The following is a 13105-nucleotide window of genomic DNA, read 5'->3' as shown; positions in this document are numbered from 1 at the left end:
TCATTATCAAATTACTTAATCATCGATTTCACTTCCCTAGCTTCTGAAACAATTTCTGGGAAATCCTGATAGTTTTCTATGATTTGATCACAAGTATAACTTGCCTGATAATTGTCTTTCAGTGCCAAATAATTCCTCGCCATCAACACTAAAGCTTTTGCGCCCCAAAATTCTTCGGAAGCATAATTATTCGCTAGTTTAAAAATGGTTTCGTTGGAAGATTTGAAAGCCTTTCCTTTATTTTGATAAAAAGCTTTTGCATAGAGTGCTTCTGCAGCTACTTCTGTATTTGCAGATTTTTCTAACGCAGCATAGGCGGTTTGTGCGTCTTTATCTTTGCCTTGATTCATCAAACTTCTTGCTTTGATCACCTTCGCCTGTTCTAAAACTGCTGCTGAGTTTTTAGAATATTTCAAGACTTCATTCGCATATTTTTCTGCCTGTGAAAAATTCTTTTCCTCTGCATAAATCTTCATCAATTCTATACTCGCGAAGTTTTTAATCGTCACATTGGATGAATTGGCGAGATTTTCCAAATAAATTTTCGCTTCAGAACTGTTGTTTTCACTCAATAAAATTTGAGCAATTCTTACTTGAGCATCTTCCTGATAATCATTTTGGGCATTAGCAATTTCCCCTAAAACCAATTTGGCTTTCGTAAAATTCTTGGTTTGATAGTAACTTTCTCCTAATTCATATTGCGCTTGATAGAATTTTTCACCCGTTGGATTTTGGGTTAAAAATTTCTCATAATTAGGGATAGCTTTTGTGTATTCCTTCTTCGCAAACAGCGATTGAGCCAGAGAAAGATTAATTTCGTCTAAATCCGTTTGAGCAATATTTACGCCCAAGTTCTTTGCAAAATATTCGTAACCAGAAGCGTCACCGTTTTTCAGATATATCGGTTTGGCTGCAGCTACAATTTTTTCTGCATAGGCCGTATTTTTATATTTATTTCCAAGAACTTTTAATTCTGTTAAAGCTTTTTCTGGCTGGTTTAAGTCTTCGTAATTCTGTGCTCTGTAGATTTCTGCATTGGCAACCAAGTCTTTATCAGCGCTCAATTTTATCACTTGCGAAAACGCATCACTCGAATTTTGATATTGGTCAATGGAAGCATAAGCAGTTCCCAATTCATAATACGCATCATCTTGATATTCAGAATTTTTATAATTGGAGATTAATTTCTTCAATTCAACAATTTTAGCTTCTGTATCTCCTTTAAAACCTATTGCCATTGCTTTTTGGAACTGCGTGTAATCATTTGCGCCTTCTGTTTTATTGTAGATTGCAATCGCTTCATTCAGTTCATTACCGGCGTAATAAGTATCTGCTAAACGCAATTCTGCATCAGATTGAAACTCTGGCTTTGGATTTTTCAAATATTCTTTAAAGTATTCTTTAGCCTTAGCAAAATTTTTAGATTTAAAATGAGCATAACCCAAATCGTAACTCAATTGTTGTCTCTCTGGAAACGATTCTACATTTCTATCTAACTTTTCAAAACCATAAATTGCAGTTGCATAATCTCCTTTTTGGTAATAGGTTTGCGCTAACCAATATTGCGCTCTTAAATTGAAAGTTTTATTGAGGTTATATTTTAAACTTTTCTTGAAATTCTGTTCCGCTGCGTCTAGTTCTCCTTTATTGAAGAGTTCTGTTCCGTAGAGAAATAAAACTTCTTGATAGATTTTTTCGGTTTGAGCATCTATTCCAGAGAGTTCTTCGATGGTTTTTATGGTGCCTTTATAATCACCAGAATACAAGTAAGATTTTACCAAAAGTTGTTCTAATTCTTTAGAATAACCATATTTTTCTAGGTATGATTTAATGGCCAATTGTGGACTTTCAAATGGATTTCCGATGTCGTAACTTAGTTTAGCGTACTGCTCATGTGCTAGTTTCGATACGTTTTTATCATACGTCATGTCTTTTGCAGAACGAAACGCTGACAAAGCTTCTTGCTTCTTCCCTACTTCTAAATATGCATTTCCTAGCTGATAATACGCATTTTGAGAAAAGGCAGAATTAGAATTGACCAACTGATTATAATATGAAATCGCCTCGTCAAATTTTTGAAGATTTGCCGCTACAAATCCCATTTCATACAAATCACTTTCCGAAGGATTTTGTTGGGTTTGTAAATACGCTTTTAGATGAGGATATGCTTCTGCATATTGCTTTTGCATGAAATAACTTTCGCCAATAATTTTGTGAACTTCTGCTTTATAAGCCGAAGAAATATCTTCCTTTAGCAAATCATTTCCTTCTACAATGGCTTTCTCATAGTCTTTTTCATTAAAATACAATTGTACATAATACGGTTTTACCAACTTGGCGTACTTTTCATTATTTTTGATTTCATCGAAAAACTGAAAAGCCTTTTCGTTTTGTTGGTTCGCATAGTATAAATGTCCCAGCATATACGCAATATCACCTTTATCTTCGGCATTTTTATAGGCTTCTTCCAATGCATCAATCGCACCATTAGAATCTCCAGTCATGAATTTGGCATATCCCAATTTCAAGATATACTGTGTGTTTTCCTGTTTATCTAATTGATATTGATTGACTTTTTGAAGCGTTTCTAAAGCCTTAGGAAAATCCTTTTTAGCCAAATAATAATCCGCTAAAGGCAAATTCGCCTGAGCAAAAAGTGCAGATTTAGGATAATCTTTAATAAAAGCATCTAAACCGTCTTCTGCATGATTCTGAGCTAAGATTACTCCAATAACATTGCTGAAAAAACGGGCAGTTTCTTTCTTAGAATTTTCTAAATTTTGGTTAAAAAAATACTGTCTTGAAAATTCGTATTGTGAAGCTGCGTAGATTTTATTTTGGTAAAGATTTTCGGCTAGATTGAAACGGTATTGTTCTTTGTCTGCGAAAAATTGTGATTGTTGAGCCATTGAAAGGCCAGATAATGAAATGGCCGATAGCAATAAAATTTTATTTCTTTGATTCATTATTTTTGATGAATTAGAATTGTAATAATTAGAACGAAAATACAGAAAACTTATTGTAGAAGCAAGTTTTTTAAGGATTAAGAATCAAATTTTTTATCTATAAAAAGACATAAAAAAGATAAATAAATCTACATTTTTCAGATTTTTAATTACATTTGTTACTTTGTAATTTTTAAAAAACAAGAATGAATCAACTTTTCAGAAGAAAACATTACACTGGAAAAGAGCATAAATCTGAATTGATTAGAGCTCTCGGTACTTGGGACATTGTATTTTTTGGTTTAGCTGCCATCATTGGAGCTGGGAGTTTCAGTAGTTTAGGTGAGGCTATTTTCCGAGGCGGACCTGGTGTAATTTCCCTCTATATTATTTGTGCTGTTGCATGTGCATTTACCGCCATGTCTTACGCAGAGTTTGCCAGTAGGATTCCTACTGCAGGAAGTGCTTACACGTATGCATATGCCAGTTTCGGCGAGTTAATCGCTTGGATTATTGGTTGGGCGCTCATTATGGAATATTCCTTTGGAAATATTTATGTCGCTTTTTCTTGGAGCGATTATTTTACGTCTTTTGTGGAAAGATTAGGTTTCGGAATTCCAGATTATTTGACGACAAGTTATACGGAAGCCAAAAAAGCTTTCATGGCAGGTTCACAAAACCAAGAATTGGTAAACGCATGGAAATCTGCTCCTATCATTGCTGGAGTTAAATTCATCGTAGATATTCCCGCTTTAATTATCAATGCCTTAATCACTTGGTTAGTTTATATCGGAATCAAAGAAAGTAGAAATTTCAATAACTTATTGGTAATCTTAAAATTAGCTGTAATATTTTTAATTATTGCTGTAGGTGTTTTTTATCTCAATTCAGAAAATTGGGTTCCTACGAACAATGAAGGTGTGAAATCTTTTATGCCCAATGGTTTTACAGGAGTAATGAGTGCTGTAGCAGGAGTTTTCTTTGCTTACATAGGTTTTGACGCCTTGAGCGTACTTTCAGAAGAAACTAAAAATCCTGAAAAAACCTTACCAAAAGGAATGATTATTTCTTTGGTTTTGAGTACAGCAATCTATATTGTACTCACTTTAGTTTTAACAGGAATTGTAGATTATAGAAAATTTGAAGGGATTGGTGATCCATTATCTTTTATTTTCGCTCCTCAAAATGCCAATATTCCTTGGATGGAATTTGTGGTTTCTGTTACTGCCATTGTAGCGATTACTACCGTTTTATTGGTTTTCCAAATGGGACAGCCAAGAATTTGGATGAGTATGAGTAGAGACGGATTAATGCCGAAAAAATTTGCAGAAATTCACCCAAAATACAAAACACCAAGTTTCGCTACCATTATCACTGGAGTTGCTGTTGGCTTACCTATTTTATTTACTGATAAAACATTTATTTTAGATTTTACCAGTATCGGTACTATTTTCGCATTTGTATTGGTGAATGGAGGAATTTTATTGATGCCTCAAAAAGAAAAATTAAAAGGTAGATTTCACTTGCCTTACATCAATGCTAAATATATTTTCCCTATATTATTTATCGGTGGATTAGTAGGCTTCTATTTTTGGCAGCCAGAATTTTTCCATAATTTATGGAACATTACAGATGAGCATGAAGGTGAATTTAGGCTTTCTATCATCATTTTCTTGATTATTAATTTAGCTTTAGTAGTATTGGCTTATCTCAAAAACCTTTCTCTAATACCATTATTAGGGTTAACTTCTTGTCTGTATTTATTAACAGGAATGACACATAATAACTGGTTTTGGTTCGGATTATGGTTTATCATAGGATTAGGAATTTATTTCTTCTACGGAAAGAAAAATAGTAAGTTGAATCCTAAGAATATTGAAACGAACAATTAATATATTTTAAACAAAAAATCCCGAGAATTTCTCGGGATTTTTTTATGATTAATGAGTATGTTGTTTTGGTGGAGGTGGCATTTTACCTTGATCTGCTTGTTCTAATTTATTTGCCGCAGTCATAGCTACCATCATATCGTTAAGCATATTACTTGCAGCAGTAGGAGAATTAGGCAATAGAACCAAATTACTTCTGTTATTAGCACCTACAGAATGTAGCGTATCATAATGCTGTGTCACTACGATTAACGCAGATGCTTCTTGAGAACCGATATTCACATTATTCAGCATTCTTACTGATTCTTCTAAACCTTTTGCAATTTCTCTACGCTGATCTGCAATACCTTGACCTTGTAATTTTTTAGATTCTGCTTCTGCTTTTGCAACGGCTACAATTCTAATTCTTTGTGCTTCAGATTCATATTCTGCAGCTGTTTTTTCACGTTCAGCAGCATTAATTCTGTTCATGGCATGTTTCACTTGTTCATCTGGGTCAATATCTGTCACCAATGCTTTAATGATATCATAACCATAAGATTGCATCGCTTCTTGCAACTCACCTTTAACTGCAATTGCGATATCATCTTTTTTCACGAAAACATCATCTAATTTCAGTTTCGGAACTTCGGCTCTTACTACGTCAAAAACATATGATGTAATTTGATCTTGTGGATTTTCTAAACGATAATAAGCATCACCAACTTGATTTCTAATCACTTGATACTGCACAGAAACTTTCATTTTAAGGAAAACATTATCCAAAGTTTTGGTATCAATCATTACATCTAACTGCTGAATTCTAAGATTCATTCTTTTTGCAATTTGATCTACAAAAGGAATTTTAAGATGAAGACCAGATTGTCTAACCGATTGAAATTTACCAAAACGCTCTACAATTGCCGCTGTTTCTTGTTTTACAGTGAAAAAAGAAGCGAATAAAATAACGAGTCCCAAAAAGACTAAAACGCCTAATACTTCCATAGTTTATTGTTTTTAAAAATTTTCTAATAAGTCTTGAAATGTTCTTTAAAGTTACGAAATTTTTATAAACTCGTGAAGTCGTGAAGCCTTAAAGTGGTAAAGTCATGAAATCGCTAATTTGTAAAACTAGGAGAATTCATTATTAACACTTATTTTAAGGCTCTTTTTAATTGGCTCTTGCAAAATTACATCGTCATTCCTATATCTATTCCTTTAATTTTTCTATACAAATCTGTTGCGAAATTGTCCGTCATTCCAGAAACGAAATCTAGAACTCCGAGAACTTTCTCATAAACCGTTCCATCTTCATAGATAAATTGTGAAGGAATCAATTGTAATGCTTTTTTCTCAAAACCTTTACGCTCTGATTTTTCTTTAATAATTGGCGGAATAAAATGGTTCAAAAGCTCATACATTACGTTATAACCAGCGTTTTCTATTTCTACCACACTTCTGTGACCATATATTTTTTCGATAGAAAAACGTTCCACTTCTTGAAAAGATATACTCTCAGATTTAAAAATATCTAGCAAAGCTTTATTTAAAGTTCCGTCTATAATTTCAGAAAAATGTAGTTGATATAATTCTGTAAATTTATTGATGAGTGCATTAATCACTTTGGCTCTCAAATAAGAAATTCTTTCGTTTTTATTCGAAAATAAAAGCAATTTCTCTGCACTTCTTTTGGCGTCTTTTTCGTTGACAGACTTTATCAAATCCATGAAAAGATTTTCGCAGTCAGAAGTAGAAATAATTCCTAATCTGTGTGCATCTTCCATGTCGATAATGTTATAACAAATATCGTCTGCAGCTTCTACCAACCAGACGAAAGGATGACGTTTAAAAACTGTAGGTTCTTCGCTTTCCACCATCATTTTGGTAGCATTCGCAATATTTAGAAAAGTCTGTTTTTCACTTTGGAAAAACCCAAATTTCTTGCGATTAACGTGACCTTTTTTCTTAGCAATCGCTTCGCAAGGATATTTGGCGATACTTGCTAAAGTAGTATATGTTAGCTGAGTTCCGCCTTCGTCTTTACCCGTTTGTTTGTGCGTAAGAATTCTGATGGCATTGGTATTTCCTTCGAAATTCACCAAATCTGCCCATTCTTTTTCAGTAAATTTTGGCTTTAATTCTGATTCATTCTTTTCAAAAAAACTAGCAATTGCATCTTCACCAGAATGTCCGAATGCAGGATTACCAATGTCATGACAAAGACAAGCCGCTGCAATCACATTATTGAGATTATAGAGATAGAAATTTTTAGAATCTTCGGTGAGTTCGTTTTCAAAATTTTGAACGATAAATTTACCAGCAAGACTCCCCAAACTTCTTCCCACAGAAGAAACTTCTAGCGAATGCGTGAGACGATTGTGCACGAAAACACTTCCTGGAAGCGGGAAAACCTGAGTTTTATTTTGTAATCTTCTGAATGCCGAAGAAAAGATAATTCGGTCAAAATCTCTCTGGAAATCTGTACGTGAAACAATGTTCTGAATGTGATTTCCAGTTCTCTGATTGGTAAAAATTGTGTTTAGAATCATAATCTAATTCAAAAATAAGTCTTAAATTTAATATCTAAAAATTTAGCTATGAAATTTTTAAATTTTTTATTCTTGGTTGCGCTTTTTTCTTGCGACAAAAAACCAGAAACTTTCAATCAAAAATCTATTGAAGAAAATTGTTTTCAGATTGTAAAAGTGGGCAAAGAAAAGCCCAAAAAGCAATACACAGAGCCTACAAAAGAAGATATTTTACAGAATTTCCCGAAACATATTCAATATAAAACCGTTGAAAACAAAAGTAATTTTGAAGGAAATTTAGATTTTTTCAATAAAGAAACAGAAAAAGAAAAACAATTCATTGATTCTCCAGAATATCAAACTATTTTTAAAGATTTTATAAGCGATTTACCTGAATTTCAATATCTTTCTAAACAAAATCAGTTTGCTCTCGCCAAAAATAAATACGGACTTTGGCTCATTGAAAAATCTGGAAATCAAAAAGCGAAACCTTACTTTCTTGGGCTTACACAGAATGCTTTTGTGAATTATGATTTTAATGCACCTAATTTCACATTTTTAAGTAAGAATGCAATTCATTTAAGCGGAAGCATCGTAAAAGTTACCCGACTTTCATCTTTTCCTGTTTTGCCAAAATATGAAGTGATAAAAGATGATGTAGAATTTTCTATTCCACTTGCTGAAATTAAAAAAGATAGTGACAAAGATGGTTACAATGACTTATTTGAACAATTCATTGGTTTAAATCCTGCCAAAAACGATAGCGATGATGATGGACTTAATGATTTCGAAGATGCTAATCCTCGATACGCATCTGTTTCTTCTAAATTCTCTGCAATGTACGAAGCAATAGTAGATGAAACTTCACCAAAAACGCATTACAGTTTCACAGAAGTTTTGACCGACTGTGATTATTTCAATCAAATCAATCCCAAAAACAGAAAATTTCTTTTTTATAACACCGAAGAACAAATTCCTATTAAAGAAGATGTTTTAGACCATTTTTTCAGTGTAAAATACAGCAAAATTTCTGAAAATAAATTCTATTCTAATACTTATGATTTAGATTATGCTGATCAAAAAGGTTCAGGAAACATTAGTGCAGAATTTATCAATGGAAAATGGAAGATTTCTAAAAAAACCAATCTCTATTTTGGTGTTTAAGCACAGTAAAAACTTCATAAAATTTAATCAATATGAGTACTTTCAGAAGTGATTTATCTGGGAAAGAATTTCCCGAAAACGAAAGGGTTTCCGCTAAAAATCTCAGACAATCCCTGCTTCATTTTATCAATAAAACACATCCTAATTTTTCTAAAAGTTGTTTTTTGAGTATTGAAGAAATGAATGAATACCGAGAAAAATATATTTCTGAATTTCTCAATAAAAAATTAGGAAACCTAACAGAAGTAGAAAGACAAGTGATTCAATCTGTTTCTAAAAACACCATGATTTCTACAGAAGTGGAAGAAGATGAACAAGAAATTACTTTCGGTCAAAAATTGGCAGATAAAGTAGCAGAATTCGGTGGAAGTTGGGGCTTCATCATCTTTTTCATGACCTTTTTAGTTGCTTGGATTTTATTGAATGTTTTTTGGCTTTCTAATCATGGTTTTGATCCTTTCCCTTTCATTTTATTGAACTTAATTTTGTCTTGTATTGCGGCAATTCAGGCTCCTGTGATTATGATGAGCCAAAACCGACAAGAAGAAAAAGATAGAGAACGCTCCAAAAAAGATTACAAAATCAATCTAAAAAGTGAATTAGAAATTAGAGAATTACACGAAAAAATAGACCATTTAATCATTCATTATCAACAAGATTTACTCGAAATTCAGAAAACTCAAATAGACTTATTAGAAAATATTTTACATAATGTGAAGAAAGAATAAAATAAAAATTCTGAAAATATTTTTAAGCTAAAGTTTTACTTCAATGATGAAGAATTCTGTTAAAAAAATTAAAAAATTTAGTGTATATTTGTTTCTGAACCACTATAAATAAAGCTAATGAGTCAAAATTTAGATCAAAAAGATTTACAAATATTAGATTTGCTTCAAAGAAATTCTAACTATTCGGTAAAAGAAATCGGCGAGAAAATTGGCTTATCTTTTACTCCAACTTACGACAGAATTAAGTATTTAGAAAAAAATGGTTTTATAGAAAAATATGCTGCTATTCTCAATCGTAAGAAAATAGGCATTGATTTAGTGGCTTACTGTAACGTGACGATTAGAAATCAATCGAAGCAATCCCTTGATGAGTTTGAGAAGGAAATTAGAAAATATGATGAAGTACAAGAAGTGCTCAGTTTGTCTGGAACTTATGATTATATGCTGAAAATTGCTACCAACAACATCGACACTTATAACAACTTTATTACCAACGTATTAGCCAATACCCCTAATATTTATCAATATCACAGTAGCATTGTTCTGAACGAAATCAAAAGAGAAAACACTTATAAACTCTTAGAAAAAGAACATCAACTGGATATGGAAAATGAGAAAAATTCGTCTAAAAAAAAATAAGCTTTAAACCTATACAGTTTAAAGCTTTTTTTAAATTCAATTATTCCACTCCATCCTATTTAAATTTCTCAAAAACTTTTGAGAATTCTTCTCTAATTTCTTCGTTGCAAAGATTCCCGATGCTTCCTTCGTGCGTGTGCTTTAAGTTTTTATTAGGTTCAAAATTTTGATTTTCAATACTTTGACCAACTTGTACATAAGCATCACGGAATGAAACTCCATTCAAAACCAAATCATTTACATTCTCCACACTGAAAAGGTATTGATACTTTTCGTCCTCCAAAATATTATCTTTTACTTGAATGTGATTCAAGGTATATTCTGAAATGTAAAGACAATCTTTAATGGTATTAATTGCAGGAAAAAGCACTTCTTTGGTCAGTTGCATTTCTCGGTGATAACCAGAAGGTAAATTATTGGTCAACAATGTTAATTCCGTAGGAACGCCTTGAAGAATATTACATTTACCTCGAATTAACTCGAAAATATCTGGGTTTTTTTTATGTGGCATAATGCTGCTTCCCGTAGTAAAAGTATCTGGAAACGTGATAAATCCAAAATTTTGATTCATATATAAACAGACATCATAGGCTAATTTGCTCAAAGTATGTGCAATAGCAGCAATAGCAGTTGCCAAAGTTTTTTCAGACTTTCCGCGTGTCATTTGTGCATAAACTACGTTGTAATTTAGCGTCTCAAATTCCAGTAATTCTGTAGTTAAAGTACGATTAATCGGGAACGAAGAACCATAACCTGCGCCAGAACCTAAAGGATTTTTATTGGTGATTTTGTACGCAGCCAAAAGCATTTCTAAATCATCTATCAATGCTTCTGCATAAGCACCAAACCATAGTCCAAAAGAGGAAGGCATCGCAATTTGAAAATGTGTATAACCGGGAATGAGTTTATCTTGATGCAGGTTGCTTAACTTTTGTAAAGTCTGGAAAAGATTTTTCACCAAATCTTTAATTTCTAGAATTTCATTTTTGAGGAAAAGCTTGATGTCTACTAAAACTTGGTCATTTCTAGAACGTGCAGAGTGAATTTTCTTGCCAATATCACCCAATTTCTTTGTCAATTGAAATTCTATCTGAGAATGCACATCTTCTATTCCTTCTTCGATGACAAAGCTTCCTTCTTCTATTTTAAGTGCAATATTATCTAATTCTTCTAAAATTTTTGGCAATTCAGATTCTTCAATCAGACCAATAGTTGCAAGCATTTTCACATGCGCCTTGTTTCCCAAAACATCGTATTTTGCGAGTTGCAAATCAAATTCAGCATCTCTACCAATGGTAAATTTTTCCACCAAAGCAGCATGCTGATTTTCAGATAAATTATTTTTTTGCCAAAGTTTTTTACTCATTTTAAAATACAATTTTTGATAATAATTGAATGTAAATTTTTATGCCTTCATAAATTTCATCTACATAAATAAACTCGTCACTGCTGTGCGAACGCGCCGACAAACCCGGCCCCATTTTAAGTGATGGGTAAGGAATTACAGCTTGATCTGAAGTGGTAGGCGAACCATAAGTAGTCCTGCCCAATTCTAAACCTGCTTTCACAATAGGATGCTCCACAGAAATAGAAGAGGAATTCAATCTAAATCCTCTTGCTACTGCTTTACTTTTTATATTTTGTTGAATAATTTCTAAAACTTCACGGTTGGTGTATTGATCTGTAGTCCTTACATCTATGGTAAAACTGCAAGTGTTGGGCACCATATTGTGCAATTTCCCAGCATTGATGACGCTTACCGTCATTTTCACATCGCCTAAAGCATCAGATTTTTTCGGAAACTGATAATTTTTAATCCATTCTATATCCTTAATTGCGTTGTAAATGGCGTTATCATCATTAGGATGCGCTGCGTGAGAAGAAGTTCCCGAAACCTCGCAATCTACCACCATTAAACCTTTTTCAGCAATCGCCATCTGCATTTCTGTAGGCTCGCCCACAATCGCAAATTCTAAATTCCCAAAATGTGGCAGCACCGATTCAACTCCATCTAAACCAGAATTTTCTTCTTCTGCAGTTGCTGCGTAAACGATATTGTATTTTAAATCATCTGCCGAATAAAAATAAAGAAAAGCCGCCATTAAAGAAACCAAAGCTCCACCAGCATCATTACTGCCTAAACCATACAGTTTACCATCTTTTACAATCGGTGTAAAAGGATCTAAAGTATAACCAGAATTGGGTCTTACCGTATCGTGATGAGAATTGAGCAGAATGGTAGGTTTTTCAGGGGAAAAATTTTGGTTGAAAACCCAAACATTGTTTTGTTGACGATGAGTTTTCACCCCTTTTCCCTGAAGATATTCCTCAATTAAATCAGCCGTTTTATCTTCTTCTTTACTGAAAGAAGGTATAGAGATTAGCTTTTTGAGCAATTCTACAGCATTATCGCCAAGTTCTAAAAAATTATTGGGTGATTTCTGTTCCACTCGTTCTGTCGTTTTCGTTAATTAGTTTCTTCAAAAAAGTTTCTTTTACAATGAATACAGATTTTACTCCTTTTTCTATAGCTGCAAAAGCATTATCGATCTTCGGAATCATTCCGTCATTCACAATATTTTTTTCCTTGAGTTGAATATAGGTTTCTGGTGTTATTTTAGCAATGACTGAATTTTCATCTTCTACATTCTCTAAAACTCCATTTTTCTCAAAACAATACGCCAAATTTACTTCAAAATGTGCTGATAAAGCCACTGCTAAACTCGATGCAATGGTATCTGCATTGGTATTGAGTAAATTACCGTTTCCATCGTGTGTAATGGCACAAAAAACCGGACAAATATTTTCAGATATTACTTTTTCTAAAAATGAAGCATTGATTTTTTCTGTTTCCACATCTCCTACCCAACCAAAATCTACTTTTTTCACAGGTCTTTTGTGCGCCGGAATAAGATTAGCATCTGCACCTGAAAAACCGATGGAGTTCAAACCATTTTTCTGTAAAGTAGCCACAATATTTTTATTGATCAAACCTGCATAAACCATCACTGCAACATCTCTGGTCTCCTGATTGGTAATTCTTCTACCTTCAAAAAACTCTTGTGGAATTTCTAGTTTTTCAGCTAATTTGGTTGCCAATTTTCCACCACCGTGAACCAAAATTTTAGGTTTTTGAATTTCAGAAAAATCCTTCAAGAAAGCATCTAACTTTTCGGGATGATCTATTACATTTCCACCAATTTTGATGATGTATAGTTCTTGTTTCATCAATA

General features: G+C 33.0%; 10 protein-coding genes. 4 read left to right on the top strand and 6 right to left on the bottom strand.

Going from position 1 to position 13105, the window contains the following annotated elements:
- Window positions 1-11: 11 nt before the first annotated feature.
- Window positions 12-2966 (bottom strand): tetratricopeptide repeat protein, encoded by a 2955-nt coding sequence (locus N7277_RS07995; protein ID WP_274779045.1) that lies wholly within the window; start codon window positions 2964-2966, stop codon window positions 12-14.
- Between the two features lie 185 nt (window positions 2967-3151).
- Between N7277_RS07995 and N7277_RS07990 the strand changes: the two genes are divergently transcribed.
- Window positions 3152-4837, top strand: coding sequence for an APC family permease (locus tag N7277_RS07990; protein WP_274779044.1), 1686 nt, complete (start codon window positions 3152-3154; stop codon window positions 4835-4837).
- 48 nt (window positions 4838-4885) lie between these two features.
- Here the strand turns inward: N7277_RS07990 and N7277_RS07985 are convergent, their stop codons facing one another.
- Window positions 4886-5818, bottom strand: coding sequence for an SPFH domain-containing protein (locus N7277_RS07985; RefSeq protein ID WP_274779043.1), 933 nt, complete (start codon window positions 5816-5818; stop codon window positions 4886-4888).
- Between the two features lie 185 nt (window positions 5819-6003).
- Window positions 6004-7362, bottom strand: coding sequence for a dGTP triphosphohydrolase (dgt, locus tag N7277_RS07980; protein WP_274779042.1), 1359 nt, complete (start codon window positions 7360-7362; stop codon window positions 6004-6006).
- Window positions 7363-7410: 48 nt separating this feature from the next.
- Here dgt and N7277_RS07975 point away from each other — a divergent pair, with 48 nt between their 5' ends.
- The 3 genes from N7277_RS07975 to N7277_RS07965 all read left to right on the top strand — a co-directional run bounded on the left by N7277_RS07975 (window position 7411) and on the right by N7277_RS07965 (window position 9872).
- Window positions 7411-8505, top strand: coding sequence for a hypothetical protein (locus N7277_RS07975; RefSeq protein WP_274779041.1), 1095 nt, complete (start codon window positions 7411-7413; stop codon window positions 8503-8505).
- A gap of 32 nt (window positions 8506-8537) precedes the next feature.
- Entirely contained in the window at window positions 8538-9233 is a 696-nt protein-coding gene (locus N7277_RS07970; protein WP_274779040.1) for a DUF1003 domain-containing protein, read from the top strand.
- Between the two features lie 117 nt (window positions 9234-9350).
- Window positions 9351-9872 carry an Lrp/AsnC family transcriptional regulator gene (locus N7277_RS07965; RefSeq protein ID WP_274779039.1) on the top strand — a complete coding sequence of 174 codons (522 nt, stop codon included), beginning with the start codon at window positions 9351-9353 and terminating at the stop codon, window positions 9870-9872.
- 55 nt (window positions 9873-9927) lie between these two features.
- Here the strand turns inward: N7277_RS07965 and argH are convergent, their stop codons facing one another.
- The 3 genes from argH to argB are packed head-to-tail and all read right to left on the bottom strand — an operon-like array spanning window position 9928 to window position 13100.
- Window positions 9928-11238 (bottom strand): argininosuccinate lyase, encoded by a 1311-nt coding sequence (gene argH, locus N7277_RS07960; protein WP_274779038.1) that lies wholly within the window; start codon window positions 11236-11238, stop codon window positions 9928-9930.
- A 1-nt stretch (window position 11239) separates the two neighbouring features.
- Window positions 11240-12322 carry a M20 family metallo-hydrolase gene (locus tag N7277_RS07955; RefSeq protein WP_274779037.1) on the bottom strand — a complete coding sequence of 361 codons (1083 nt, stop codon included), beginning with the start codon at window positions 12320-12322 and terminating at the stop codon, window positions 11240-11242.
- Window positions 12300-13100 (bottom strand): acetylglutamate kinase, encoded by an 801-nt coding sequence (gene argB / locus N7277_RS07950; RefSeq protein ID WP_274779036.1) that lies wholly within the window; start codon window positions 13098-13100, stop codon window positions 12300-12302. Before argB ends, N7277_RS07955 begins: the two co-directional genes overlap by 23 nt.
- Window positions 13101-13105: the final 5 nt, after the last annotated feature.

Origin of the sequence: Cloacibacterium sp. TD35 (genome assembly GCF_028864635.1) — a bacterium.
Classification (GTDB): domain Bacteria; phylum Bacteroidota; class Bacteroidia; order Flavobacteriales; family Weeksellaceae; genus Cloacibacterium.
This window is presented reverse-complemented; position numbering and strand designations above follow the sequence as displayed.

Bases quoted from the DNA above. Each gene is read 5' to 3' on its own strand.
- N7277_RS07995 (WP_274779045.1), bottom strand. From the start codon at position 2,966: ATGAATCAAAGAAATAAAATTTTATTGCTATCGGCCATTTCATTATCT.
- N7277_RS07990 (WP_274779044.1), top strand. From the start codon at position 3,152: ATGAATCAACTTTTCAGAAGAAAACATTACACTGGAAAAGAGCATAAA.
- N7277_RS07985 (WP_274779043.1), bottom strand. From the start codon at position 5,818: ATGGAAGTATTAGGCGTTTTAGTCTTTTTGGGACTCGTTATTTTATTC.
- dgt (WP_274779042.1), bottom strand. From the start codon at position 7,362: ATGATTCTAAACACAATTTTTACCAATCAGAGAACTGGAAATCACATT.
- N7277_RS07975 (WP_274779041.1), top strand. From the start codon at position 7,411: ATGAAATTTTTAAATTTTTTATTCTTGGTTGCGCTTTTTTCTTGCGAC.
- N7277_RS07970 (WP_274779040.1), top strand. From the start codon at position 8,538: ATGAGTACTTTCAGAAGTGATTTATCTGGGAAAGAATTTCCCGAAAAC.
- N7277_RS07965 (WP_274779039.1), top strand. From the start codon at position 9,351: ATGAGTCAAAATTTAGATCAAAAAGATTTACAAATATTAGATTTGCTT.
- argH (WP_274779038.1), bottom strand. From the start codon at position 11,238: ATGAGTAAAAAACTTTGGCAAAAAAATAATTTATCTGAAAATCAGCAT.
- argB (WP_274779036.1), bottom strand. From the start codon at position 13,100: ATGAAACAAGAACTATACATCATCAAAATTGGTGGAAATGTAATAGAT.